Source organism: Streptomyces sp. NPDC052721 (assembly GCF_040678315.1).
Classification (GTDB): domain Bacteria; phylum Actinomycetota; class Actinomycetes; order Streptomycetales; family Streptomycetaceae; genus Streptomyces.
Genome location: NZ_JBFATL010000053.1, coordinates 25,618 through 50,304, shown reverse-complemented (window position 1 = coordinate 50,304; position 24,687 = coordinate 25,618). Strand labels below are relative to the sequence as shown.

The 24,687-nt window shown below is 70.5% G+C and carries 21 protein-coding genes; 13 read left to right on the top strand and 8 right to left on the bottom strand.

All coding sequences use genetic code 11. The annotated features are described in order from the left end of the window. Positions 1-97: 97 nt before the first annotated feature. The 6 genes from AB0L21_RS34915 to AB0L21_RS34890 form a co-directional block, all read right to left on the bottom strand. Positions 98-847: a class I SAM-dependent methyltransferase gene (locus AB0L21_RS34915; RefSeq protein WP_365706717.1), complete on the bottom strand. Its 750-nt coding sequence runs from the start codon at positions 845-847 to the stop codon at positions 98-100. Positions 848-1,101: 254 nt separating this feature from the next. Next, positions 1,102-2,145, bottom strand: coding sequence for a dipeptide ABC transporter ATP-binding protein (locus AB0L21_RS34910; protein ID WP_365706719.1), 1,044 nt, complete (start codon positions 2,143-2,145; stop codon positions 1,102-1,104). 26 nt (positions 2,146-2,171) lie between these two features. Continuing rightward, positions 2,172-3,209: an ABC transporter ATP-binding protein gene (locus AB0L21_RS34905; RefSeq protein ID WP_365788253.1), complete on the bottom strand. Its 1,038-nt coding sequence runs from the start codon at positions 3,207-3,209 to the stop codon at positions 2,172-2,174. Positions 3,210-3,280: 71 nt separating this feature from the next. Then, entirely contained in the window at positions 3,281-4,261 is a 981-nt protein-coding gene (locus tag AB0L21_RS34900) for an ABC transporter permease (RefSeq protein ID WP_365706723.1), read from the bottom strand. A gap of 95 nt (positions 4,262-4,356) precedes the next feature. Then, positions 4,357-6,117 carry an ABC transporter substrate-binding protein gene (locus AB0L21_RS34895; protein ID WP_365706725.1) on the bottom strand — a complete coding sequence of 587 codons (1,761 nt, stop codon included), beginning with the start codon at positions 6,115-6,117 and terminating at the stop codon, positions 4,357-4,359. A gap of 80 nt (positions 6,118-6,197) precedes the next feature. After that, entirely contained in the window at positions 6,198-7,187 is a 990-nt protein-coding gene (locus AB0L21_RS34890) for an ABC transporter permease (protein WP_365706727.1), read from the bottom strand. A 511-nt stretch (positions 7,188-7,698) separates the two neighbouring features. Between AB0L21_RS34890 and AB0L21_RS34885 the strand changes: the two genes are divergently transcribed. The 5 genes from AB0L21_RS34885 to AB0L21_RS34865 are packed head-to-tail and all read left to right on the top strand — an operon-like array spanning position 7,699 to position 13,267. Next, complete coding sequence (locus AB0L21_RS34885; protein ID WP_365788252.1) at positions 7,699-9,327, top strand: ABC transporter substrate-binding protein; 1,629 nt, start codon at positions 7,699-7,701, stop codon at positions 9,325-9,327. 6 nt (positions 9,328-9,333) lie between these two features. Then, complete coding sequence (locus AB0L21_RS34880) at positions 9,334-10,257, top strand: ABC transporter permease (RefSeq protein ID WP_365788251.1); 924 nt, start codon at positions 9,334-9,336, stop codon at positions 10,255-10,257. Beyond that, positions 10,250-11,233 (top strand): ABC transporter permease, encoded by a 984-nt coding sequence (locus tag AB0L21_RS34875; RefSeq protein WP_365788250.1) that lies wholly within the window; start codon positions 10,250-10,252, stop codon positions 11,231-11,233. The genes AB0L21_RS34880 and AB0L21_RS34875 overlap by 8 nt, the downstream gene beginning before the upstream one ends. A gap of 8 nt (positions 11,234-11,241) precedes the next feature. Beyond that, positions 11,242-12,216 carry an ABC transporter ATP-binding protein gene (locus AB0L21_RS34870; RefSeq protein ID WP_365706735.1) on the top strand — a complete coding sequence of 325 codons (975 nt, stop codon included), beginning with the start codon at positions 11,242-11,244 and terminating at the stop codon, positions 12,214-12,216. Next, on the top strand, positions 12,209-13,267 hold the full coding sequence (locus AB0L21_RS34865; RefSeq protein ID WP_365706737.1) for a dipeptide ABC transporter ATP-binding protein: 1,059 nt from the start codon (positions 12,209-12,211) through the stop codon (positions 13,265-13,267). Before AB0L21_RS34870 ends, AB0L21_RS34865 begins: the two co-directional genes overlap by 8 nt. A 110-nt stretch (positions 13,268-13,377) precedes the next feature. Here AB0L21_RS34865 and AB0L21_RS34860 read toward each other — a convergent pair whose 3' ends face one another. Beyond that, positions 13,378-15,507 (bottom strand): prolyl oligopeptidase family serine peptidase, encoded by a 2,130-nt coding sequence (locus tag AB0L21_RS34860; protein ID WP_365788249.1) that lies wholly within the window; start codon positions 15,505-15,507, stop codon positions 13,378-13,380. Between the two features lie 172 nt (positions 15,508-15,679). On the opposite strand from AB0L21_RS34860, the gene AB0L21_RS34855 reads away from it, so the two are divergent. The 8 genes from AB0L21_RS34855 to AB0L21_RS34820 all read left to right on the top strand — a co-directional run bounded on the left by AB0L21_RS34855 (position 15,680) and on the right by AB0L21_RS34820 (position 23,557). Then, complete coding sequence (locus AB0L21_RS34855) at positions 15,680-15,874, top strand: hypothetical protein (RefSeq protein WP_030649813.1); 195 nt, start codon at positions 15,680-15,682, stop codon at positions 15,872-15,874. Positions 15,875-15,922: 48 nt separating this feature from the next. Further along, positions 15,923-16,783: an N-acetyl-1-D-myo-inositol-2-amino-2-deoxy-alpha-D-glucopyranoside deacetylase gene (mshB, locus tag AB0L21_RS34850; RefSeq protein WP_365788248.1), complete on the top strand. Its 861-nt coding sequence runs from the start codon at positions 15,923-15,925 to the stop codon at positions 16,781-16,783. Further along, a complete protein-coding gene (locus tag AB0L21_RS34845; protein ID WP_365788247.1) occupies positions 16,780-17,196 on the top strand; it encodes a DUF6113 family protein in 417 nt (138 codons plus the stop codon). Before mshB ends, AB0L21_RS34845 begins: the two co-directional genes overlap by 4 nt. Positions 17,197-17,389: 193 nt before the next feature. Further along, the gene (locus AB0L21_RS34840; protein ID WP_365788246.1) at positions 17,390-19,942 is read left to right on the top strand and encodes a hypothetical protein; all 2,553 of its coding nucleotides are present in this window, start codon (positions 17,390-17,392) and stop codon (positions 19,940-19,942) included. Between the two features lie 141 nt (positions 19,943-20,083). Further along, a complete protein-coding gene (locus AB0L21_RS34835; protein WP_365788245.1) occupies positions 20,084-21,010 on the top strand; it encodes an ABC transporter ATP-binding protein in 927 nt (308 codons plus the stop codon). Further along, positions 21,007-21,747 (top strand): ABC transporter permease, encoded by a 741-nt coding sequence (locus tag AB0L21_RS34830; RefSeq protein WP_365788244.1) that lies wholly within the window; start codon positions 21,007-21,009, stop codon positions 21,745-21,747. The genes AB0L21_RS34835 and AB0L21_RS34830 overlap by 4 nt, the downstream gene beginning before the upstream one ends. Before the next feature lie 5 nt (positions 21,748-21,752). Continuing rightward, the gene (locus AB0L21_RS34825; RefSeq protein ID WP_365706751.1) at positions 21,753-22,946 is read left to right on the top strand and encodes a histidine kinase; all 1,194 of its coding nucleotides are present in this window, start codon (positions 21,753-21,755) and stop codon (positions 22,944-22,946) included. After that, positions 22,943-23,557 (top strand): response regulator transcription factor, encoded by a 615-nt coding sequence (locus AB0L21_RS34820; RefSeq protein WP_365788243.1) that lies wholly within the window; start codon positions 22,943-22,945, stop codon positions 23,555-23,557. Before AB0L21_RS34825 ends, AB0L21_RS34820 begins: the two co-directional genes overlap by 4 nt. A 7-nt stretch (positions 23,558-23,564) precedes the next feature. Here the strand turns inward: AB0L21_RS34820 and AB0L21_RS34815 are convergent, their stop codons facing one another. After that, complete coding sequence (locus tag AB0L21_RS34815; protein ID WP_365788242.1) at positions 23,565-24,431, bottom strand: transglutaminase-like domain-containing protein; 867 nt, start codon at positions 24,429-24,431, stop codon at positions 23,565-23,567. Positions 24,432-24,687 lie beyond the last annotated feature (256 nt).

Genomic DNA, 24,687 nt, shown 5'->3' with positions numbered 1-24,687 from the left:
ATCCAGTACGAGGGCCGGGGCCCGGCACGCCGAGAGCACGCACCTGACGCCGCGCGGCCCGCCCTCCGGGCGGACGACGGGAGTTTGACGACAGGGCCTAGGAGGCTCCGGCCGGGCGGGCCACCGTGATGATTTCCGGGGAGGTGTCCGTCAGCGGGCCCCGGTCGAAGTCGCCGTACTGCTCGACGGTCGTCAGGCCCGCCCCCGCGAGGAAGGCCTCCAGCGTCGCGGCGTCCAGGAAGCGCAGGACGCTGTGGTTGACCCGGGGGGCGGGCCAGTGGGGGCCGGCGTAGGTCTCGGTGAAGTGGACCCGGCCCCGGTCCAGGCCCTCGCCCCGCACCTCGTGCCAGACCCGTACCGGCGTGCCGTCGGCGGCGGTGATCTCGTGCACCCGGTCCGGGGTCCACCGCTCCCAGGCGCGGGCGCCCGGATTGCGGGTCTCGAACACGAAGCGGCCCCCGTTCCGCAGGGCCGCGCGGGCGGCACGCAGACAGACCCGGATCTCCTCGTCCGTCACCAGCTCCTGGAAGGCGTGCCCGGTCATGACGACGAGGTCGAACTCCCCCTGCCACCGCCGCACCCGCACATCGCCGAGCACCCACTCGACGTCCGGACGGGCCCGCCGCGCCCGGACGAGCATGGCGGCGGCCGGATCGAGGCCCATCAGCCGCCCCCGGTGCCCCTCGGCCCGGGCCCGCCGCAGTAACCGGCCGGTGCCGCACCCGATGTCCAGCACGGAGCCGGCCTCCCGCAGCAGACCGAGGTAGAAGTCGTCACCCGGTCCCCAGGGATTGAGGCTGTCGTACAGCGCGGCGAGCGAGAGATCGGCAAAGACGTGATCCACCACCGCGGCAGTCTGACACACGGTGTTGAACGGTGGGTCAGGAACCGGCACTTCTCGAAGTCCTCGTCCCGGAAGGGCCGTTGACGCAGACCGGCTCGGCAGGCGGACCCGCGGACAGCGGCCGCCCGGAACGCGGAAGAGGGCCCGTGCCTGGGGAGGCGCGGACCCTCTTCCCCCTGGAACGGACGATCAGGGGCTCGGGTCAATGGGCCGTGAAAGTCCGATCCGCGAGGGGGCGGCTGACGGAAAGGGGTGTGTCAGGCCGCCGCCTCGGGGTCCTTGGAGAGACGGGGGGCCGGGATCACGGGCACCGTCTCCGGGTAGTGGCACGCCGTCAGGTGGCCCGGCTTGTTGCCCTCCGCCTGCACCAGCGGCGGTGCCTCCGTGGCGCACTTCTCGGTCGCCTTCCAGCACCGGGTGCGGAAGCGGCACCCGGAGGGCGGGTTGATCGGCGACGGCACATCGCCGGTCAGGCGGATGCGCTCGCGCGGCTCGTCGTCCACCGTGGCCTCGGGTACGGCGGAGAGCAGGGCCCGCGTGTAGGGGTGGCGCGGGTTGTCGTACAGGTCCTCGCGGTCGGCGATCTCGACGATCTTACCGAGGTACATGACCGCGACGCGCTGGGAGAAGTGCCGGACGATCGCCAGGTCGTGGGCGATGAAGACGAACGCGATGCCCAGTTCCCGCTGCACCTTCTGGAGCAGGTTGACGACCTGGGCCTGGATGGAGACGTCCAGGGCGGAGACCGGCTCGTCCGCCACGATCAGCTTCGGCTCCAGCGCGAGCGCGCGGGCGACACCGATGCGCTGGCGCTGGCCGCCGGAGAACTCGTGCGGGAAGCGGTTGTAGTGCTCGGGGTTGAGGCCGACGATCTCCAGGAGTTCACGCACGCGCTTCTCCTGGCCGCCGGGCGGGGTGATGCCGTTGATCTCCATCGGACCGGAGATGATCTTGCCGACCGTCTGCCGCGGGTTCAGCGAGGCGTAGGGGTCCTGGAAGATCATCTGGATCTCGGAGCGGATCGGCGCGAGCTGCTTGCGGCCGGCGTGCGTGATGTCCTGGCCGCGGTAGGTGATCGTGCCGCCGGTCGGCTCCAGCAGGCGGGTGATGAGCCGGCCGGTGGTCGACTTGCCGCAGCCCGACTCGCCGACCAGGCCGAGGCTCTCGCCCTCGGCGACCTGGAAGTCCAGGCCGTCGACGGCCTGCACCGCGCCGACCGTCCGCCGGATCGGGAAGCCGCCCTTGATCGGGAAGTGCTTCGTCAGCCCGGAGACGTCCAGGAGGGGGTTCGTGTTGCTCATGATCGTGAAGTCCCGTCTCGTGACCGTCAGTTGTGCCGGGTTCCGGCGAAGTCGGCGAAAAGTTCCCGCTTCTGTTCCGCGGTGAGGTGGCAGGCGGCGCCGCGGCCGTCGGCCACCTCCAGCAGCGGGCTTTCCTTGGAGCACAGCCCGCCCGCGACCTTCTCGACGAAGGCACACCGGGGGTGGAAACGGCAGCCCGACGGCGGGTTGAGCAGCGAGGGCGGCGAACCGGGGATCGGCGTCAGCGGCACGTCCACCGGCCCGTGCAGGCTCGGCATCGAGCCCAGCAGGCCCAGCGTGTAAGGGTGCTGCGGGTCGCGCAGCACCTCCTCCTTGGTACCGCGCTCCACGCACCGGCCGCCGTACATCACCAGCACGTCGTCGGCGATGTCGGCGATCACGCCGAGGTCGTGCGTGATGAAGATGATCGCCGTGCCGAACTCCTGCTGGAGGTCCTTCAGCAGGTCCATGATCTGCGCCTGGACCGTCACGTCCAGGGCGGTCGTCGGCTCGTCCGCGATCAGCAGCTCGGGGTCGCACACCAGCGCCATGGCGATCATCGCGCGCTGGCGCATACCGCCCGAGAACTGGTGCGGATAGTCGTCCACCCGCATGTCCGGCTGCGGGATGCCGACGCGCCGCAGCATCTCGATCGCCCGCTTGCGGGCCTCGGACTTGGAGCAGCCCGTGTGCTTGCGGTAGGTCTCGCCGATCTGGGTGCCGATCGTGTGGTACGGCGACAGCGACGCCAGCGCGTCCTGGAAGATCATGGACATCTTGTTGCCGCGCAGCCGCTCCAGCTCCTTCTCGGAGGCGGTGAGCAGCTCCTTGCCGTCCAGCACGATCTCGCCCTCGATCGCGGTGCGGTCACGGTCGTGGAGGCCCAGGATCGTCAGGTTGGTGACGGACTTGCCGGAGCCCGACTCGCCGACGATGCCGAGTGTCTGGCCCTTGACGAGGTCGAAGCTGAGTCCGTCGACGGCCTTGACGATGCCGTCCTCGGTGGAGAAGTGGACCCTGAGGTCCTTGACGGAGAGGAACGGCTGCTGATCGGTGCTCGTCACGGGGACGCTCCTGGGGGGTGATGCGAGGTGGCGCCGGGTGGGGCGGGTGGAAGGGGACGGCGGGGCGGAGGTCAGGCGAGCCGGATCCGCGGGTCGATGAGGGCGTAGACGGCGTCGACGACGATGTTGAAGATCACGATGGCGCCGGCGGACAGCAGGGTGACGCCGAGCACCATGGGCAGGTCGCTCTTGTTCACGGCGTCGAGCGCGAGCCGGCCCACGCCCTGCAGACTGAAGACGGACTCGGTGATGATCGCGCCGCCGATCAGCGTGCCCAGGTCGACACCGAAGATGGTGACGATCGGGCCCATCGCACCACGCCAGGCGAAGCGGAGGAAGACGTTGCGGCGGGAGAGTCCCTTGGCGCGGGCCGTGCGGACGTAGTCCTCACTGAGCTGCTCCACGAGCTGCGAGCGGGACATACGCGTGTAGTTCGCGGTGAAGATGATGGCGAGGACCAGCCACGGCAGCAGCAGGCCGGAGAGCCACTTGACCGGGTTCTCGGTGATCGGCGTGTACGACGGGTTGTCGAGGATTCCCAGCTTGAAGACGAGGAAGTACATCGCGAGGTACCCGACGAAGTAGATCTGCAGCGAGGAGCCGAGCAGCGAGGCCGAGCTGGCCACCTTGTCCTGCCACTTGCCCTGCTTGAGGGCGGCGATCATGCCGGCGCCGACACCGATGACGAGGAAGACCACGGCCGCGCCGAAGGCGAGCGAGAGGGTCAGCGGGAGCCTGTCCATGATCGTGCCCAGGACGGGCTCGCGGTTGGCGAACGAGTAGCCCAGGCACGGAGCGCTGCAGTCACCGAAGTCGCCGTAGCTGCGCCCGACGAAGATGCCCTTCAGCCAGTACCAGTACTGGACCGGGATCGGGTGGTCGATGCCCAGGTTGTGCCGCACCTGCTTGAGCATGTCGGGCGTGCAGTTCTTGCCGCAGGACATCATGGCGGGGTCACGCGGGATGGCGTAGAAGAGCCAGAAGGTGACCGCGCTGATGATCAACAGGATGACCAGCGCGCCGAGGAGTCGGCGGACGAGGAAGCGGAACATGGGGCGTGACTTTCCGGACGGGGCGCCGTCGCCGGGGAGAGGGGTGGGCCGGAGGGGCGGCCACGACGTGGCCGCCCCCGGGGGGTCGTGCGCGCTTACTTCTTGGCGTACAGCTTGCAGAGCGCGATGCAGGTGTTGCCGGCGTCGAACACGACGTTGCCGACCTTGGACCCGTACATCCAGTTGCGGATGGAGTGGTAGTCCGGGACGACCGCCGCCAGCTCCATGATCTGGCGGTCGACGTTGCCCCAGGCCTTGTTGGCCTGCTCCGGGTCGGTGATCTTCGCCGCGGCGTCGATCGCCTTGTTGACGCTCGGGTCGTTCAGCTGGGCGTAGTTGCTGCGGCCGTCGCCGATGTTCTTGCCGCTCCAGCAGGGGTAGAAGACCGAGTAACCGTTCGGCCAGTCCGGGCTCCAGCCGGCCGCGAACAGGTCGTAGTCGTTGTCGATCTTGCCGATCTGGGTGTAGAAGGTCGACTTGTCGACCTGCTTGTTGACGACCTGGAAGCCGGCCGCCTCCAGGGCGTTCTTGATCGCGACGGCCTGCTTCACCGAGTTGTCGGAGTGCTGGTAGGCGATGACCAGCTTCTGGCCGAGCTTGCCGGCCTCCTTCAGCAGGGCCTTGGCCTTGGCCGGGTCGCCACCGGGCTTCTTGTCCGTGCCGTAGAGGTCGAACTTCTCGTAGCCGGGGGTCACCGGGCTGAGGATGGAGGTGGCCAGCTCGCTGGTGGCCTTGCCACCGCGGATGGTCTGCAGCTGCAGGTGCGGCCAGGCCCAGTTGATGGCCTGGCGCACCTTGACGTCCTTGATGCGCGTCGTGTTGATCGGCCAGTAGTAGGTGACCGTGTCGACCTGGGTGAGGACCCGCTGCTTGAGCTTCGGGTTGGTGAGAACCTGGGCGATGCGCTCCGGGGCGACCTCGTTGAAGATCGACATCGTGTACTGGTCGTTCCCCTTGTCCGCGATGTAGCGGTCGGTGGAGGCGATCAGCTCGAAGCCGAACTGGAAGACGTACTGGTCCGGGTAGGCGTTGCGGATCGGGTCCGTCTTGGCGTCCCAGTGCTCGTTGCGCACGTAGGTCAGCGACTTGCCGATCTTGCGGTCACCGATCTTGTAGGGGCCGCAGGAGAACGGGCGCTTGTCGTACTTCTCCTTGGTGTCGTGCTTCTTGGACACCAAGGAGTAGCCGCGCATGGCGAGGGTGTAGTTGAAGTCCGTGCGGGGCTCGGTCAGGTGGAAGGTGACCGTCTTGCCGGAGATCTCGATCGAGTCGAGGTGCTTGCCCTGGTACGGACCCTTGTACTTGTCGCCACCGACCAGCCACTGCTGGACGTAGCGCGGACCCTCGGTGACGAAGCTCGCGAAGAGGCGCTCGAACGTGTGACGGATGTCGTCCATGGAGACGTCGGAGCCGTCTTCCCACTTGATGCCGTCCTTGAGGGTGAACGACCAGGTCTTGCCGCCGTTCTTCATGGTTCCGGCGTCGGTGGCCGCGTCGCCGACGAGGGTGCAGCCGCCCTTCTCGTCGATCTTGTAGCCGGTCAGACCACGCATGATCGGGACGGTGATGGCGCCCTCGGTCGAGACGTAGATCTGCGCCGGGTCCATGTGGTCCATGTCGAACTGGTCGAGCGAGTAGATCGTCCCGCCCTTGACGGCGCCCGCGACCTCAGGAGCCGGACCGGTCGAGTCGGCCTTGGTGCCGACCGGGATGTTGACGGTCTTGGACTTGCTCACCGACGGCACGTCGTCATGGCCGGAGCCCTTGGAGTCACCACTGCTGCAGGCGCTCAGCACCGAGGTGGAGGCTGCCGCCACGCCAGTGGCGATCAGGAAGTTTCTACGAGAAAAGGACATGCTGAGCCTGCCTAGAAGGTTGATCGGAACAGACGGGACCAGCCGGGTGTCTCCGCCCCGGGCCGGGTGGAACTGCGTTGCTAGCGCTTCGACTTCGGGTCGAGCGCGTCGCGCACGGAGTCGCCGAGCAGATTGAAGGCGAGGACGAAGATCACCATGGCGAGGCCCGGGAAGAGCAGGAAGGTGATGTCCTCGGTGTAGAACGTGGCGCCGCGGCCGATCATCACGCCCCAGTCAGGAGTGGGGTCGGTGACGCCGACGCCGAGGAAGGCCAGTCCGGCCTCGGCGGTCACGTACGCCGGCAGCATGAGCGTGGACTGGATGATGATCGGCGTCCACAGGTTGGGCAGCAATTCCTTGAACACGATGCGCATCGGGGACGCGCCCGTGACCTTCGCCGCCTCGACGAACTCCCGCTCACGCAGGCCGAGCACCTGGCCGCGCAGCAGACGCGCGATGGACGCCCAGCCGAAGGCGGAGAGCACGACGATCAAGGAGAAGACGACCAGCCCGGTCGGGATGTTGTCGTCCGGCTTGACGAAGATGCCGTAGACGACCGGCATGAAGGCGATGAAGAAGAGCGTGGACGGGAACGACAGCAGGATGTCGATGACCCGGCCCACGAGGTAGTCCGTCTTGCCGCCCAGGTAGCCGGCCGTGACGCCCACCACGACGCCGACGATCGTGGTCAGAAGCGTGGCGGCCGTGGCGATGCCCAGCGAGTTGCGGATCGCGTAGAGCAGGAACGTGAAAACGTCCCGGCCGAGCTGGGGCTCGATGCCGAACCAGAACTCGGAGCTCATGCCGCCGTTGGGGCCCGCGGGGTAGGAGAACGCGTCGAGGAGGCTCGGGTCCTGGCTCGCGTACGTGGTGTACGGGTCCTTGCCGTACAGCTTCGCTATGAGCGGTGCCGCGACACCGATCACGAAGAAGAAGATGACGATGCATGCGGATACGACGCCTGTCCGGTCGCGCTTGAAGCGCTTCCAGGCCAGTCGTCCCGGGGAACGCCCCTCGCCGCCCTTCGGGTCGCCGGAAGTGGTTGCCTTCTCGACGGACTCGTCGGTCACCTCGAGGGGGACAGCCGCAGATGGAGTTGGGAGGGTCATGGTGCTCCTGGCCCAAGGGAGGGTCTGATGACTCCGCAGGGCGCTCCCCTACGGGCTACGCCGGACTTTTTCAACGCAATTCATTCAAGGTCAATAAATTCTCGGTCGCCTTGGTTGTCTCTTTACCTTCTTTACCCGCCCTTGATCATTCCGTAGCTACGCGGGTAGCGCGCCGTAATCAATCCGTGCTTCACATCGGACTAACTGGACTAAACGGGCAAGGAGTTCGATATGCGGACGGTGGAGTGTCGACATGCGTACATCGGCCCGTCTCAATCCAACGTTTCGGCATCGTTACTCGAAGATCTATTGCGCTCGCCACGCAAGATCATCAAGGCGGTGGAGAGGGGGGTGCCTGCATTCGGATGACGTGTCCCCCCAAAGGCCGCTCAATCGGGCGGCGGACATGCGATACGTGCCTTATGTGACGATATTGGCCGGTAATGGATCAGCGTCGCGGAGGAGGCACGCCATGCGGGGAGTCACGCATGCCCGAGGGGCCGTGTGCGCGGTCGCGCTGGCCCTCGCCGCCACCGGCTGCGGGGGCGGCGGCTCAAGCGGCGGCGGCACCGGCAGCGCGGTGCTCAGCTCCTCCTGGGGCGACCCGCAGAACCCGCTGGAGCCGGCCAACACCAACGAGGTGCAGGGCGGCAAGGTCCTCGACATGATCTTCCGGGGCCTGAAGAAGTACGACCCGAGGACCGGCAAGGCCACCGACATGCTCGCCCGGTCCATCGACACCGAGGACTCGCGGAACTTCACCGTCAGGCTGAAGCCCGGCTGGACCTTCTCCAACGGAGAGAAGGTCACCGCCAGCTCCTTCGTGGACGCCTGGAACTACGGCGCGAGCCTGAAGAACAACCAGAAGAACGCCCTTTTCTTCGGCTACATCGACGGCTACGACAAGGTCCACCCCAGCGGCGGCAGACAGACCGCCGACACGCTGTCCGGGCTGAAGGTGGTGGACGACGACACCTTCACCGTCCGGCTCAACCAGAAGTTCTCCACCTTCCCGGACACCCTGGGCTACGCGGCCTTCGCCCCGCTGCCGCGTGCCTTCTTCACGGACCACGCGGCCTGGCTGAAGAAGCCGGTCGGCAACGGTCCGTACACGGTCGCTTCCTATATGAAGGGCTCTCAGATGTCCCTGCGGAAGTGGGACCGCTACCCGGGTCCGGACAAGGCACGGAACGGCGGTGTGGATCTCAAGGTCTACACCGACAGCAACACCGCCTACACCGACCTGATGTCCGGCAACCTCGACCTCGTGGACGACGTGCCGGCCGCCCAGCTGAAGAACGTCAGGACCGACCTGGGCGACCGCTACATCAACACCCCGGCCGGCATCCTCCAGACCTTCGCCTTCCCCTACTACGACAAGGCCTGGGACAAGCCGGGCATGGAGAAGGTCCGCACCGGCCTGTCCATGGCGATCAACCGCGAGCAGATCACCGACACGATCTTCCACGGGACCCGCACCCCGGCCACCGACTGGACCTCGCCCGTCCTCGGCGTGGCCGGCGGCTTCAAGGAGGGCCTGTGCGGCAAGGCCTGCGAGTACCACCCGGAGGAGGCCAAGAAACTGATCAAGGAGGGCGGCGGCATCCCGGGCGGCCAGGTGAAGATCACGTACAACGCGGACACGGGCTCGCACAAGGAGTGGGTGGACGCGGTGTGCAACTCCGTCAACAACGCCCTCGGCAACGACAAGGCGTGCGTCGGCAACCCGGTCGGCACCTTCGCCGACTTCCGCAACCGCATCGGGCAGCACAAGATGACCGGACCGTTCCGCGCGGGCTGGCAGATGGACTACCCGCTCATCCAGAACTTCCTCCAGCCGCTGTACTACACGAACGCCTCCTCCAACGACGGCAAGTGGTCGAACGAGGAGTTCGACAAGCTGGTCGACCGGGCGAACGCCGAGAGCGACCAGACCAAGGCCGTGACGCTGTTCCAGCAGGCCGAGGGGGTCGTCCGGGACAACATGGCCGCCATCCCGCTCTGGTACCAGAACGGCAGCGCCGGCTACTCCGAGCGGCTGTCCGACGTGGCGCTCAACCCGTTCAGCGTGCCCGTCTACAACGAGATCAAGGTCAGCTGAGCCGCCATGGGACGCTATGTCGTCCGGCGACTGCTCCAGATGGTCCCGGTCTTCGTCGGGTCCACCCTGCTGATCTTCCTCATGGTCAACGTGATGGGCGATCCCGTCGCGGGCCTGTGCGGGGAGCGGGCGTGCGACCCGGCGACGGCGGCCCAGCTGAAGCGGGAGTTCGGCTTGGACAAGCCGGTCTGGCAGCAGTACCTCACCTACATGGGGAACGTCTTCACCGGCGACTTCGGTACCGCGTTCAACGGGCAGAAGGTCACCGAGCTGATGGGCACGGCGTTCCCCGTCACCATCCGGCTGACCATCGTGGCGATCCTCTTCGAGATCGTCATCGGCATCACGCTGGGCGTGCTGACCGGCCTCAGGCGCGGCCGGCCCGTCGACACCACCGTGCTGCTGCTGACCCTGGTGGTGATCTCCGTCCCCACCTTCGTCACCGGTCTGCTGCTCCAGCTGCTCCTGGGCGTGAAGTGGGCCTGGGTCAAACCGTCCGTGTCGCCGGACGCGGCCTTCGGCGAGCTGATCGTGCCGGGCCTGGTCCTGGCCTCGGTCTCCCTGGCCTACGTCACCCGGCTGACCCGGACCTCCATCGCGGAGAACAAGCGCGCGGACTACGTCCGTACGGCCGTCGCCAAGGGCCTGCCCCGGCGCCGGGTGATCACCCGGCACCTGCTGCGCAACTCGCTCATCCCCGTGGTCACGTTCATCGGCACGGACATCGGGGCGCTGATGGGCGGGGCGATCGTCACCGAGCGGATCTTCAACATCCACGGCGTCGGTTACCAGCTCTACCAGGGCATCCTGCGCCAGAACACCCAGACGGTCGTCGGCTTCGTGACCGTGCTCGTGCTGGTCTTCCTGGTCGCCAACCTCCTCGTCGACCTGCTGTACGCCGTACTCGACCCGAGGATCCGCTATGCCTGAGCAGCAGCCGTACGAGGCCGGGCGTGCCATCGCCGGTACCGGGATGGGCGGCGCGATGGACCTCGCGGCGAGCGAGGCGACCACGCTGGAGCGGACGCCGGGCGGGCCGGAGGGCACGGGGCCGGCGGGCAAGCCGCGGTCCTTGTGGTCGGACGCCTGGCGCGATCTGCGCCGCAACCCGGTCTTCCTCGTGTCGGCCCTGGTCATCCTCTTCCTGGTCTTCATCTCGATCTGGCCGTCGGCGATCGCTTCCGGGAACCCGCTCACGTGCGATCTGGCCAAGGCGCAGGACGGCTCGGCTCCCGGGCATCCCTTCGGCTACGACGGTCAGGGCTGCGACGTGTACACGCGCACGGTGTACGGGGCCCGTACGTCGGTGACGGTCGGGGTGCTGGCCACGCTCGGGGTGTCGGTGTTCGGGTCGGTGCTGGGCGGGCTGGCGGGCTACTTCGGGGGCCTGTGGGACGCGGTGCTGTCCCGGATCACGGACATCTTCTTCGCCATCCCGGTCGTCCTGGGCGGACTCGTCCTCCTCTCGGTCGTGACCTCCAATACGGTCTGGCCGGTCATCGGGTTCATGGTGCTGCTCGGCTGGCCGCAGATCTCCCGCATCGCGCGCGGCTCGGTCATCACCGCCAAGCAGAACGACTACGTCCAGGCCGCCCGCGCCTTGGGCGCCTCCGACTCCCGGATCCTGCTGCGGCACATCGCGCCGAACGCCGTCGCCCCGGTGATCGTGGTGGCGACCATCGCGCTGGGCACCTACATCGCCCTGGAGGCGACCCTGTCCTACCTCGGCGTGGGCCTCAAGCCGCCCAGCGTCTCCTGGGGCATCGACATCTCCGCCGCCTCCCCCTACATCCGCAACGCCCCCCACGCCCTGCTGTGGCCCTCGGGCGCCCTGGCGGTGACGGTGCTGGCGTTCATCATGCTCGGCGACGCGGTCCGCGACGCCCTCGACCCGAAGCTGAGGTGACGTTCGCCGTGCTGCTCGACGTCCGGGACCTGCACGTGGAGTTCCACACCCGCGACGGCGTCGCCCACGCCGTCAACGGAGTCAGCTACGCGGTCGACGCCGGGGAAACCCTGGCGGTGCTGGGGGAGTCGGGGTCGGGGAAGTCCGTCACCGCGCAGGCCGTCATGGGCATTCTCGACATGCCGCCCGGGCGGATCACCCGGGGGCGGATCCTGTTCCAGGAGCGGGATCTGCTGACGCTGAAGGGGGAGGAGCGCAGGAGGATCCGGGGCGCCGGAATGGCGATGATCTTCCAGGACGCGTTGTCCGCTCTCAACCCGGTGATGACGGTGGGGGACCAGCTGGGGGAGATGTTCGTCGTCCACCGGGGCATGTCGCGCAGAGACGCGCGGGCGAGGGCCGTGGAGCTGATGGAGCGGGTGCGGATCCCGGCCGCCGCCCAGCGTGTGCGCGACTACCCGCATCAGTTCTCCGGCGGGATGCGCCAGCGCATCATGATCGCCATGGCGCTGGCCCTGGAACCGGCCCTGATCATCGCCGACGAACCCACCACCGCCCTCGACGTCACCGTCCAGGCCCAGGTCATGGACCTCCTCGCGGACCTCCAGCGCGAGTACCGCATGGGGCTGATCCTCATCACCCACGACCTCGGCGTCGTCGCCGACGTCGCCGACCGCATCGCGGTCATGTACGCGGGCCGGATCGTGGAGTCCGCACCCGTCCACGACCTCTACAAAGCCCCCGCCCACCCCTACACCCGGGGCCTGCTCCACTCCATCCCCCGCCTCGACCACAAAGGCCAGGAGCTGTACGCCATCAAGGGCCTGCCACCGAACCTGACACACATCCCCCCAGGCTGCTCCTTCCACCCCCGCTGCCCCATGGCCAGGGACGTCTGCCGCACCGACGAACCCCCGCTCTACGAGGTGTCCGACGAGCGGGGCAGCGCCTGCCATTTCTGGAGGGAGTGTCTCGATGGCTGAACCGATTCTCGAAGTGAGCGGCCTGGTCAAGCACTACCCCCTCACCCGGGGCGTTCTGTTCAAGAAGCAGATCGGCGCGGTCAAGGCCGTCGACGGCGTCGACTTCACCCTCGCCAAGGGCGAAACCCTCGGCATCGTCGGCGAATCAGGCTGCGGCAAGTCCACCGTCGCCAAACTCCTGTGCGGCCTCGAACAACCCACCGCCGGCACCATCAGGTTCAAGGGCGAGGACATCACCCGGCTGTCCGGCAAGGCCCTCAAAGCCGTGCGCCGCAACATCCAGATGGTCTTCCAGGACCCCTACACCTCCCTCAACCCCCGCATGACGGTCGGCGACATCATCGGCGAGCCCTACGACATCCACCCCGAGGCGGTCCCCAAGGGCGACCGCCGCCGCCGGGTCCAGGAACTCCTCGACGTCGTCGGCCTCAACCCCGAGTACATCAACCGCTACCCCCACCAGTTCTCCGGCGGCCAACGCCAGCGCATCGGCATCGCACGCGGACTGGCACTGCGCCCCGAGATCATCGTCGCCGACGAACCCGTCTCCGCCCTCGACGTCTCCGTCCAGGCCCAGGTCATCAACCTCCTGGACCGCCTCCAGACCGACTTCGACCTCTCCTACGTCTTCATCGCCCACGACCTGTCCATCGTCCGGCACATCTCCGACCGCGTCGCCGTCATGTACCTCGGCCGCATCGTGGAGACCGGCCGCGACACCGAGATCTACGACCACCCCACCCACCCCTACACCCAGGCCCTGCTCTCCGCCGTCCCCGTACCCGACCCCGACGCCCGCGAACACCGCGAACGCATCATCCTCACCGGTGACGTGCCCTCACCCACCGACATCCCCTCCGGCTGCCGCTTCCGCACCCGCTGCTGGAAAGCACAGGAACGCTGCGCCGTGGAGGTCCCCGAGCTCGCCGTGCCGGCCGCTTTCCGTGACGCGGCCGGTCCCGCCGCGCACGCCTCGGCCTGTCACTTCGCGGAGGAGAAACAAGTGGTGCCGCCGGAGGAGTCCCGGCTGAACGGCAACGGGCCGGGGTGACATGGCGCACCCCGGCCCGTTCACGGCACCCGCACGGCCGTACGCTCTTCAGGCTCCCGTGTCCGTATATCGGTACCGCTTCCGTCAAGTTGCCTGCGTGTTAACGCGGTTCACTGCCCGCTGGGCTGGGGCAGGGAGCGCCGGAGGAAGTCCAGCTGGAGCAGGAGCAGGTTCTCCGCGACCGTCTCCTGCGGGGTCATGTGGGTCACCCCGGACAGGGGCAGCACCTCGTGCGGGCGGCCGGCGGCCAGCAACGCGGAGGAGAGGCGCAGGGAATGGGCGACGACCACGTTGTCGTCCGCGAGTCCATGGATGACCAGCATCGGGCGGTGCGGCTCGGCGGGGTCGACCAGGCCCGCGTCGTCGATCACCGAGTTGCGCCGGTAGACCTCCGGCTGCTCGCCCGGGTCGCCGAGATAGCGCTCCTGGTAGTGGGTGTCGTACAGCCGCAGGTCGGTGACCGGCGCGCCGACCACCGCGGCGTGGAAGACGTCCGGGCGGCGCAGCACCGCCAGGGCCGCCAGGTAGCCGCCGAAGGACCAGCCCCGGATCGCCACCCGGGTGAGGTCCAGCGGGTACCGCTCGGCGAGTGCGTGCAGGGCGTCGACCTGGTCCTGGAGGACGACGGCCGCCACGTCGTCCCGGATCGACTTCTCCCAGGCGGGCGAGCGGCCCGGGGTGCCGCGTCCGTCGGCGACGACCACCGCGAAGCCCTGGTCGGCGAACCACTGGGAGGTGAGGTGGGCGTTGTGCGCGGCGACCACCCGCTGGCCGTGCGGACCGCCGTAGGGGTCCAGGAGAACCGGCAGGGGAGTGTCATCGGGGTAGTCCCGTGGCATAAGCACGGCGCACGGAATTCGGCGTGCGCCCCCCTGTGTGAGGGTCACCCGAGGGGACAAACCAGGATCTTCGGCGTACGACCGGACAGTCGCCGTCGGTTTTCCGTCATACAGCACCTGGACCCGGGCGCCCGGCCGGTCCAGCGCGGCGGACACCAGGACGGTCACGTTCCCCGAGCGCACCGCCGTGTGCACACCGGGTTCCTGCGACAGGCGCTCCACGCCCAGTTCGTTCACCCGGTACACATGGACTTCGCCCGTTTCCGGCGCCTCGGCCTCCGGGCCGGAAGAGGCGGAAACCAGTACGTCGTCCGCACCCACGTCCAGGACCGCGCGCAGATGCAACTGGCCGCTGGTCAAGGGCCGTTCGCCGACCGCCAGCACCCGTGCGCCTCCCTCGTCCGCGATACGGACAAGCTGCCCGGACGGGCTCCAGCAGGGCACACCAGCGAACAGTTCCAGCCAAGTTGGATCTTCATCGGCGTGCACCATCCGCGTGGCCCCGGAACCCGGGTCCACCGCCAGGTACAGCTGGCTGCGCTGATCCCGCGCCTGCACCAGAACGAGCGGCGCACCCGCCTCTGACCAGTGCACACGTGCCAGATACGGGTAGCGCGCGCGGTCCCAGACCACCTCCGTGCGCGTCCCGTCCAGCCCGCACACGAACAGGCGGACGTCCGCGTTGGGGGTACCCGCGGCCGGGTACCGGATGCCGGCCGGCTCACGTTCCGGATGGGCCGGATCCGAGATCCACCACCGCCGTACCGGCGTGTCGTCCACGCGTGCCACGAGCAGCCGGTCCGACCCCGGCGCCCACCAGAAACCCCGCGAACGCGCCATCTCCTCCGCCGCGATGAACTCCGCGAGGCCGTAGGTAACGTCCGCCGACTCCGGCTCGGCCAGCGCCCGGTCGCCGTCGCCCTCGGCGCCCACGACCCGCAGCGCGCCCCGGGCGACGTACGCGATGTGCCGGCCGTCGGGGGACGGACGCGGGTCGATCACCGGCCTGGGGACGGTGAGTTCACGTGCCGTACCGGCCCGCAGCTCCGCCGTGAAAAGCCGCCCTGACAAGGCGAAAGACGCCAACTCCACGGCGCTGTCGGTGGCGTAGCCGACGATGCCGGCGCCACCCTCGCGGCTGCGTTCGCGGCGCGCCCGCTCCTCGGCCGGCAGTTCCTCGGCGGCACCCTGGAGGAGCGCGCGCGGATCGGCCGCCAGGCGCTCCGCACCCCCCGGAAGATCCAGTACCCACAGGGAGTTGGCCCGGTCGGTGCCCGAGCCGGAACGCAGGAACGCGACACGTGAACCGTCGGGTGCCACGGTGAACGCACGCGGCGCGCCGAGCGTGAACCGCTGGGTCCGGGCGTGCCGACGGGGGAAGGAGTCAGCCTCGGTCGTCATACCCCGACCATATTGGCCATGCGCCCCCTTGTGCGGCTGTGCGCCGACCGATGCGCGAGTACGGATAGTTATGATCACTACCGCAGAGTGGGTATGAACCTGCTGGCGTCTGCATGGATTTGCTCTACTGATCTGGAACCCGCGTCCCTGGGATCTTTGGAGGTGAGCCGCCGTGGCACTCTCGATTTCGGCGGTGGTGCTGCTGGCGATCATCGTCTTCCTGCTGATCAAGAAGTCAGGGCTGAAGGGCGGCCACGCCGTCGTCTGCATCCTGCTCGGCTTCTATCTCGCCTCCTCGACCGTCGCTCCCACGATCAGCGAGCTGACGACCAACGTCGCCAGCATGATCGGGAGCATCAAGTTCTGACGGCCGGTGTCGCGGGGGCGGGCGCGGGGACCTCGTAGGGTGGTGGCCATGACGGAACTGCCCTCCCGGCGTCTTCTCCTGGTGCACGCGCACCCGGACGACGAGTCGATCAACAACGGCGCGACCATGGCCAGGTACGCGGCCGAGGGCGCCCACGTGACCCTGGTCACCTGCACCCTGGGGGAGCGGGGCGAGGTCATCCCGCCCGAGCTGCGGCATCTGACGGGCGCCGCGCTGGGCGCGCACCGGCGCGGCGAGCTGGCCGCGGCCGTGTCCGCGCTCGGCGTCACCGACGCCCGGCTGCTCGGCGGCGCCGGGCGGTACGGCGACTCCGGGATGATGGGCCTCGCCGACAACGACGACCCCGGCTGCTTCTGGCAGGCCGACGTCGACGAGGCCGCCGGGAGGCTCGCCGAGGTGATCCTGGAAGTCCGCCCCCAGGTCCTCGTCACGTACGACGACGACGGCGGCTACGGCCACCCGGACCACATCCAGGCCCACCGCGTCGCCATGCGCGCGGTCGACCTCGCCGCCGAACGCGGCCACCGGATCGCCAAGGTGTACTGGAACCGCGTCCCGCGCTCCGTCGCCGAGGCCGCCTTCGCCCGCCTCCAGGACGAGCTGCCCGCGCTGCCGTTCGCCAAGGGCGCCGCCGTGGACGACGTGCCCGGCGTGGTGGCCGACGAGCGGATCACCACCACGATCGACGGCACCGCCTACGCCGCCGCCAAGGCCGCCGCGATGCGCGCCCACGCCACCCAGATCGAGGTGGCCGAGCCGTACTTCGCGCTCTCCAACGAACTCGCCCAGCCGCTGTTCACCACCGAGTACTACGAGTTGGTGCGCGGGCCGGGACAGCGCGGGGAGACCGACCTGTTCGCCGGCCTCGGCCTCGGGGAGGCGTCATGAGCGACGGCGGGAACGGTTCCCTGCTCGCCCAGCCGCTGCGCCCGCCCTCCGCCGGACGGGCCGCCGCCCTCGTCGGCCTGTTCCTGCTCGGCGCCGTCACGGGCCTCGCCGGGTCCCTTCTGCAGGCCGCCTGGTTCCCCGGCGGGCTGCTGCTGGCCCTCGCGGGGGCCGCCGGACTCTTCCTCGGCGGCGCGTACGCCACCGGGGGCCGGGGCGGGGCGGTCGCGCCGGCGGCGGGGTGGGTCGTCACCGTCATCCTGCTGACCACCACGCGCCCGGAGGGCGACTACCTGTTCGGCGCGGACGGCAGCTCGTACCTCTACCTGCTCGGCGGCATGGCCCTCGCTGTGATCTGCGCCACCATCGGCGCGGGACGGCAACCGCGCGGCGGCTCCGTCCGACTTGGCAAGTGACGTACCACTTCGCCGTCCCGCGCACGTGCGAGTCCGGTGTGGGTTTCCTCGGCGGTCATGGGATACGCGCCAGAAGTGGCCAGTATGGTGGTGCGCGCCGCCGAGCCTCCCCCAAGTTCTCGACTGCGCTCGAACAGGGGGTGCCCCCAGCTGAGGTCGAAACGGGCGGCGGAGCCAACCGGGAGAACCTGCCTTGAGTCGTGAAACTGACACTCCGTCCTCCGGGCCCAACGGGCGCGGCGGAGCCGCATACCCCTCCGGCACGCCGCCGTACGGGACCCCCATGGCTTCCGACGACGGTACGGGCGCGGGCCGTTCGGGCACGCGGCCGGAGGAGAAGAAGACCGAGACCACGCTGACGACCCGGATCCGGATCAACATCCCCGGGTCCCGGCCCATCCCGCCGGTCGTCGTGCGCACGCCCGTCGGGGACGGCGAGGGCGCCGGGGAGGAGGCGCCGGCCGCCGAGCCGCGGCCCGTGGCCGACCGGCCGTCCGCCGGCACCGCCGAGCCCCAGGCCGAGCCCGCCGCCCAGGCGGACGAGAAGACCAGCGACTGGTTCGCGCCGCGCAAGTCCGGCGCGCCCAAGGGTGGTCCGGGCGGCGGCGCCACGAACGACGCCGGGATGTCCGGCGGTTCCGCCGCCTCCAGCGCCTCCACCGGCGTGTCGGGCGCCCGTTCGAGTGGTCCGGGAGCTTCCGGTGCGGCCGGTACCACCGGCGCGCGCCCCGGTGGCGGCCGTCCCGGTGGTGTGGTCGGCGCCATGAGCGTGCCGGGCGGTCCCCGCTCCGGCGGTACGAACGGCAAGGGCCTGCCCGGCGCCACCGGCGGCCCGGTCGCACCGGGACACGGCGGCGGCACCGGCTCCTTCGACGTGACCGAGGCCCTGACCGCGGGCCCCCGGGGCGGCGGCTCCCGCCCCGGCCCCACCGGCTCCGACGAGCCCCGCCGTGACGACCTGCCGTACTTCTCGGAGAACGGCGGCCAGGACGACTTCGGCACGGGCACGGCGGGCGCCGGCGGGCACGACGGCTTCGGCGGCGGTGCCGCGGGGGCGAACGGGCACGACGGCTTCGGTGCGGGTGCGGCCGGGGCCGGCAGCCACGGCGGTTTCGCCAACGGGCACGACGGCTACGGCGGTGCCGCGGGCGGTGCCCGCGGGAACGGCGGTCCCGGCGGCGCCAGCGGCTTCGACGGACCCGGTGGCCATGGCGGACCCGGCGGTCCGCAGGGCGGGCCGGCCGGTCCCACCAGCGGTCCGGTCACCGGCGACGGCACCCTCGTCCCGCCGGCCGCCCGTGGCGTCGGCATGGGGGCGGGCGAGCCCTTCGACGGCCCGGCGGGCGCCGGCTTCGGCGGCCAGGGCACCCCGTCCGCGCGCAGTGCCCTCTCCGACATCGCCGATCTCGACGCGCCCGGCGCCGCGGGCGGCCCCGGTGGTCCCGGCGGCTACAACGGACCCGGCGGTGCCGGCCGGCCCGGCGGTCCGGGTCACCCTGGCGGTCCCGGTGCTCCGGGGGTCAGCCCCGCCGGCGGCCCGGCGGGCCGTGGCCCCGGTGGCGGACTCAGCGACGACACCGCGATCCTCACCCCGCAGAAGCCCGCCCCGGAGCCGGGCACGCCCGGATACCGCTCCCCGTCCGCCGACAACGTCTCCGGACACACCGTCACCAGCGGCATCCCGGTCGTCCCGAACGCCGGCAAGCCCTCGTTCGGCACCCACCCCGACGGCCCGGCGGCGCCCACGGCGCCCCAGCCGGAGCCGGCCGCCGCGCCCAAGGCGGCGGGCAAGCCGAAGAAGAAGGGCCGCAGCAAGCTGATGCTGCTCGTCGTCGGCGTGTTCGTCGTGGCGGGCGGTGCCTACGGCGCCGGACTGCTGATGAACCACACCGACGTGCCCAAGGGCACGACCGTGCTCGGTGTCGACATCGGCGGCGGCACCCGCGACGACGCCGTCAAGAAGCTGGACGACGCCTTCGGCAGCCGGGTGAACAAGCCGCTGAAGCTGGCCGTGGGCGGCAGGACGGTCACCCTCACGCCGGAGAACGCCGGTCTCCAGTTCGACTACCAGGCCACGGTGAGCGAGGCCGCGACGAGCGACTACAACCCGGTCCACGTCGTCGGCTCCCTCTTCGGGCAGAAGCGCGTGGTCCAGCCGGTCATGCCGGTGGACGAGGAGAAGCTGCAGGCGGCGCTCCAGCAGGCCGGCGGCGGCTCGGGCTCGGCCACGGACGGCACCATCAAGTTCGAGTCCGGCGGCAAGGCCGTGGCGGTCTACGGCAAGGCGGGCAAGGCCATCGACGCCGGCCGCTCGACCACGGCGGTCGAACAGGCGTACCGCACGCTCGTCGAGACGGGCAGCACGTCCCCGGTCGACGTGCCGACCACCATCAAGCAGCCGACGGTGTCGAACGCCGAGGTGGACCGGGTGATGAAGGACTTCGCGAAGCCCGCGATGTCCGGCATCGTCCGGGTCCAGACCGACGCCGCGCACAGCATCCGGTTCGGCCCGCTGTCACTGCCGAAGATCCTCGGCTTCAAGGCCGTGGACGGCAAGCTCGTGGACACGTACGACCTCAACGCGCTCAAGGAGGCCTACGGCAGCACCTTCGACGGCGTGCAGATCCAGACCGCGACCGGGAAGCGTGGCGTCCTGCCGCAGGACGTGGTCGGCGCGTTGCGCCAGGCCCTGCGGGGCAGGACGGAGGCGGAGCGGGTCGGGGTCATCGACACCGACCCGAGCTAGCCGGCCGTTCCCCGGGGGCGCCCTCGTCCAGGGGGCGCCCCCTCGCCGTGTCCGTCACCTGAGCCGCATGACATCCGTCATGCGGCTCTCAGGACCCCCGACACTGCCCGTCCCCGGGCCTTCGCCGCCAGCATGGACGGCATGACGACGACAGCGGCACCGGCCACCACCCCGGTGGTCGGGTTCGACCAGGTGACCAAGACGTACGGGAGCGTGCGGGCCGTCGACGGCCTCTCGCTCCGGCTGTACCCGGGCGAGACCGTCGCCCTCCTCGGCCCGAACGGCGCCGGCAAGTCCACCACCCTGGACCTGCTCCTCGGGCTCAAGCACGCCGACAGCGGCACGGTGAGCCTGTTCGGCACCAGCCCGCGCGAGGCGATCGTCGCCGGCCGGGTCGGGGCGATGCTGCAGAGCGGCGGCCTGATGGACGGGGTCACCGTCGCCGAACTGGTGAAGCTGGCCTGCTCCCTGCACCCGCGGCCGTACCCGGTCTCCGAGGTGCTGGCCCGCGCGGGCATCGCCCAGATCGCCGACCGCAAGGTGGAGAAGCTCTCCGGCGGCCAGGCCCAGCGGGTCCGGTTCGCCCTCGCCACCGCCGGCGACAGCGATCTGATCATCCTGGACGAGCCGACCACCGGCATGGACGTCGCCGCCCGCCAGGCCTTCTGGGCCACCATGCGCGAACAGGCCGACCAGGGCCGTACGGTCCTCTTCGCCACCCACTACCTGGAAGAGGCCGACACCATCGCGGACCGGGTCCTGGTGCTGCACCGGGGCCGGCTCCTCGCCGACGGCACGGCCGCCGAGATCAAGGCCAGGGCGGGCGCGCGCCGGATCTCCTTCGACCTGACCGGTGAGATCGACGAGAGCGCCCTGCGCGGGCTGCCGTTCCTCACCTCGATCGACGTAGCGGGCCAGACCGTCCGCATCCAGTCCGCCGACGCCGACGCGACCGTGCACGCGCTGTACGGCCTCGGTGTGCGCCCCCGCAACCTCGAAGTCGCCGGGCTCGGTCTGGAGCAGGCCTTCGTCGCCATCACGGAGGCCGAGGAGGCCAAGCAGTCGTGAACGCCCTCATCAAGCTGGAACTGGCCCGCGCCCTGCGGAACAGGAAGTTTCTGTTCTTCTCGGTGCTCTACCCCTCGATCATCTACCTGATCTTCTCCAGCAGCGCCGGCCCGGCCGAGCGGGTCGACGGCAGCGGCCTGACCGTCGCCACCTACCTCATGGTCTCCATGGCCTCCTTCGGCGCCCTGACCGCCGTCCTGATGGGCAACAGCGAGCGCATCGCCAAGGAACGCGAGAGCGGCTGGGTACGGCAGCTGCGGCTGACCCCGCTGCCCGGGCGCGGCTACGTCCTCGCCAAGACCGCGAGCGCCGCCGTGGTGAGCCTGCCGGCCATCGTCGTCGTGTTCGCCGTCGCCGCCGGCGTCAAGCACGTACGCCTGGACGCCTGGCAGTGGCTCGCGCTCACCGGGGTCATCTGGGCCGGCAGCCTCGTCTTCGCCGCGCTCGGCGTCGCGATCGGCTACCTCGCCTCCGGGGACGCGGTCCGCCCGATCACCATGATCGTCTACTTCGGTCTGTCGATCCTCGGCGGCCTGTGGATGCCGTCCACGACCTTCCCGCACGTCCTCCAGGACATCGCCAAGTGGCTGCCCACACACGCGTACGCTGCCCTGGGACGGGCGATCGAGCAGAGCCAGGCCCCGCACGCGGCGGACATCGCCGTCCTCGCCGTCTACTTCGTCCTCTTCGCGGGCGGCGCGGCCTGGCTGTACCGGAAGGACACGCTGAAGGCGTGAGCGCCATGACGGAAGACCCCCTGACCCGCGAGAAGCGGCCGGAACACCAGGTGCGGCCGGGCCAGGGCCCCCGCACCCGGCGTGACGTGATGGCCAAGGTGCTGTGGATCGGCGTGTGGCTGGTCTTCCTCAGCTCACCGGTCGACGACCTGGTCAGCGGGCACCACACCGCGCGCGCCACCCTCGCCGGCTCCCTCGGCCTGGCCGCGTTCGTCGGGGTCTACCTGGCGCTGGTCTTCCGCAACATGGGCCGGCCCTTCGCGCCCCGCACCGTCGTCGGCCTCATCGCGGTCCTGGCCGTCCTGGCCCCCGTCCTCGCCTCCACCCTCGGCAGCGCCTGGCTCGGCCTGTTCGTCTACCTGTCGGTGGCCTGCGGGGCCACCCTGCCGGCCCGGGCGTCGTACTGGGCCATCCCGGCGACGGCCGCGCTGATGTACCTCGTCGGGCTCCACTCGAACGAGAAGGAGGCCCGTGGCCTGCTGCTCCTCGTCGTGCTCATCGGGTTCGCGATGGTCGGCGTCGGGCAACTGGTGCGCACCACCGTCGAGTTGCGCAAGGCGCGCGCCACCGTCGCCCAGCTCGCCGCCAACGAGGAGCGGCTCCGCCTCGCCCGCGACCTGCACGACCTGCTCGGCCACTCGCTGTCGCTGATCACGCTGAAGAGCGAGCTGGCCGGCCGGATGCTGCCCGACCACCCCGACAAGGCGGCCCAGCAGGTCGCCGACATCGAACAGGTCAGCCGGCAGGCCCTGGTCGACGTCCGGGAGGCCGTCACCGGCTACCGGCGGCCCCGGCTCGCCGCCGAACTCGCCGGCGCCCAGGCCGCCCTGACCGCCGCCGGGGTCGTCGCCGAGGTGCCCGCCGAACCCGACCTCGCCGGCGTGCCCGAGGAGGCCGAGTCCGCGCTGGCCTGGGCGCTGCGCGAGGCGGTCACCAACGTGGTCCGGCACAGCGGCGCCGACCGCTGCGTCGTACAGCTGCTGCGCCGTCAGACCCTGGACGGACCGGTGCTCGAACTCTCCGTCGAGGACAGCGGGAGCGGGGGCTCCGGGAAGGGCCCCGGCAACGGACTGACCGGGCTGACCGAACGCCTGGAGAAGGCCGGCGGCACCCTGGAGGCGGGCCGGGTCAAGCACGGCTTCCGGCTCGTCGCCCGCGTGCCCACGGCCGCCGGGCCGGACATAGGATCCGGGGCATGACGAGCATGATCAAGGTCCTCCTCGCCGAGGACCAGTCGATGGTCCGCGAGGCGCTGGCCGCACTGCTCGGCCTGGAGGACGACATCGAGGTCGTCGCCCAGGTGGCGCGCGGCGACGAGGTGCTCGCGGCCGTCGGCGCGCACGGCGTGGACGTCGCACTGCTCGACATCGAGATGCCCGGCTGCACCGGCATCGAGGCCGCGGCCCGGGTGCACCAGGAGTATCCGCAGGTCAAGCTGGTCGTCCTGACCACCTTCGGACGCCCCGGCTATCTGCGCAGCGCCATGGAGGCGGGCGCCGACGCCTTCCTCGTCAAGGACGCCCCGGCCGCGCAGCTCGCCGAGGCGATCCGCAAGGTGCTGGCCGGCGAGCGGGTCATCGACCCCACGCTGGCCGCCGCCGCGCTCGCCGAGGGCGCCAACCCGCTCACCGAGCGCGAACGCGAGGTGCTCCGCGCGGCGGCCGACGGCTCCACCAACGCCGAACTCGCCCAGGCCCTCCACCTCTCCCAGGGCACGGTCCGCAACTACCTGTCGACCGCCATCCAGAAACTGGCCGCGCGCAACCGGGCGGAGGCGGTACGGATCGCCCGGGACAAGGGGTGGCTGTGAGGGGCCGTCAGTTGAGCTTGGACCTCGCCGTGCGCGCCTCCTGCCGGACCTTCCGGGCCGCCGACTCGTCCACCACCTCGATCAGATCGGCGTAGTGCTGCAGCTCCTCGGCGCCCGCGACGAACTGTCCGCGCTGCACCAGAAGTTGCCCGCGCTCGTAGCGCAGCCGCGCCGGATGCGAGGGGATGAGCAGCGCCAGCTCCACGGCCCGCAGCGCGACGTCCGACCGTTCCGGCCGGGCCGCCGCCCACGCCCGGATGTTGTTCAGGATCCGCTGGACGACCTCCAGGGGCGGCGCCGGCTCCAGCATCGAGGGGTCCGGCGGGGTGCCCGTGGCGCCCACGACCAGCAGCTCGGCGTCCGTCCCGGTCAGCACCCGGCCACCGTCGAACGGATCGGCCAGCACCTGCTCCGCCGCCGCCCCGAACCCGACCACGAAGTGCCCCGGCAGCGCGACCCCGTACACCGGGGCGCCCGCCCGGCGCGCGACCTCCAGCCACACCACCGACAGCAGGATCGGCAGCCCGCGCCGTCGCCGCAGCACCTCGTGCAGCAGGGAGGACTCCAGCCGCTGGTAGTCGCCCGGCGTCCCGTGGAACGCGTAGCGGGTCCCGAGCAGCCGTCGTACGGCCTCCGCCCACGCCCGCGGCCCGCCCGGCCGGTACGGCAGCTCGCCCGCCAGCCGGTCCAGCTCCGCCTGCGCGGCGTCGATGCCGGCCTCGTCCAGCGAGCCGTCCGTCTCCGCGCCGATCAGCAGACACAGCGCCGACAGGTCCGGCCGCTCGGACCGGGCCTCCTCGGCGAACCGCCGCCGCACCTCGGCGGAGCGGTCCGGAGGGGGCGGATACGGGGGCGGCAGATACGGATGACTCATGGCAGCCTCATGCCCTTCCAGGACGGTTTCTACGGCCGCCCGGAGCGGAATGCCTGCGGCGCTCGGGGCGCCGGGTACGAGGCGCTGCCCAGACCGGCCGCCTCGCACGGGCGGCTGGGCTTGTCGTTCCCCCCGAACCGCCCACCGGGACCGCCGCTCGCCTGAGCCCGGCTGCCGGCCCAGTCGCTGGGCCGGGTCCGGTCGCCGGGCGCGGTGCTCACCCGGCTCTGGCTGCGGGGCCCGACGCCCGTCCGGG

Excerpts from the sequence above, each read along its gene's own strand:
- AB0L21_RS34845 (WP_365788247.1), top strand. The coding sequence starts at position 16,780 with ATGAGCGACGGCGGGAACGGTTCCCTGCTCGCCCAGCCGCTGCGCCCG.
- AB0L21_RS34825 (WP_365706751.1), top strand. The coding sequence starts at position 21,753 with ATGACGGAAGACCCCCTGACCCGCGAGAAGCGGCCGGAACACCAGGTG.
- AB0L21_RS34875 (WP_365788250.1), top strand. The coding sequence starts at position 10,250 with ATGCCTGAGCAGCAGCCGTACGAGGCCGGGCGTGCCATCGCCGGTACC.
- AB0L21_RS34885 (WP_365788252.1), top strand. The coding sequence starts at position 7,699 with ATGCGGGGAGTCACGCATGCCCGAGGGGCCGTGTGCGCGGTCGCGCTG.
- AB0L21_RS34820 (WP_365788243.1), top strand. The coding sequence starts at position 22,943 with ATGACGAGCATGATCAAGGTCCTCCTCGCCGAGGACCAGTCGATGGTC.
- AB0L21_RS34900 (WP_365706723.1), bottom strand. The coding sequence starts at position 4,261 with ATGTTCCGCTTCCTCGTCCGCCGACTCCTCGGCGCGCTGGTCATCCTG.
- mshB (WP_365788248.1), top strand. The coding sequence starts at position 15,923 with ATGACGGAACTGCCCTCCCGGCGTCTTCTCCTGGTGCACGCGCACCCG.
- AB0L21_RS34880 (WP_365788251.1), top strand. The coding sequence starts at position 9,334 with ATGGGACGCTATGTCGTCCGGCGACTGCTCCAGATGGTCCCGGTCTTC.
- AB0L21_RS34865 (WP_365706737.1), top strand. The coding sequence starts at position 12,209 with ATGGCTGAACCGATTCTCGAAGTGAGCGGCCTGGTCAAGCACTACCCC.
- AB0L21_RS34815 (WP_365788242.1), bottom strand. The coding sequence starts at position 24,431 with ATGAGTCATCCGTATCTGCCGCCCCCGTATCCGCCCCCTCCGGACCGC.
- AB0L21_RS34835 (WP_365788245.1), top strand. The coding sequence starts at position 20,084 with ATGACGACGACAGCGGCACCGGCCACCACCCCGGTGGTCGGGTTCGAC.
- AB0L21_RS34860 (WP_365788249.1), bottom strand. The coding sequence starts at position 15,507 with ATGACGACCGAGGCTGACTCCTTCCCCCGTCGGCACGCCCGGACCCAG.
- AB0L21_RS34895 (WP_365706725.1), bottom strand. The coding sequence starts at position 6,117 with ATGTCCTTTTCTCGTAGAAACTTCCTGATCGCCACTGGCGTGGCGGCA.
- AB0L21_RS34910 (WP_365706719.1), bottom strand. The coding sequence starts at position 2,145 with ATGAGCAACACGAACCCCCTCCTGGACGTCTCCGGGCTGACGAAGCAC.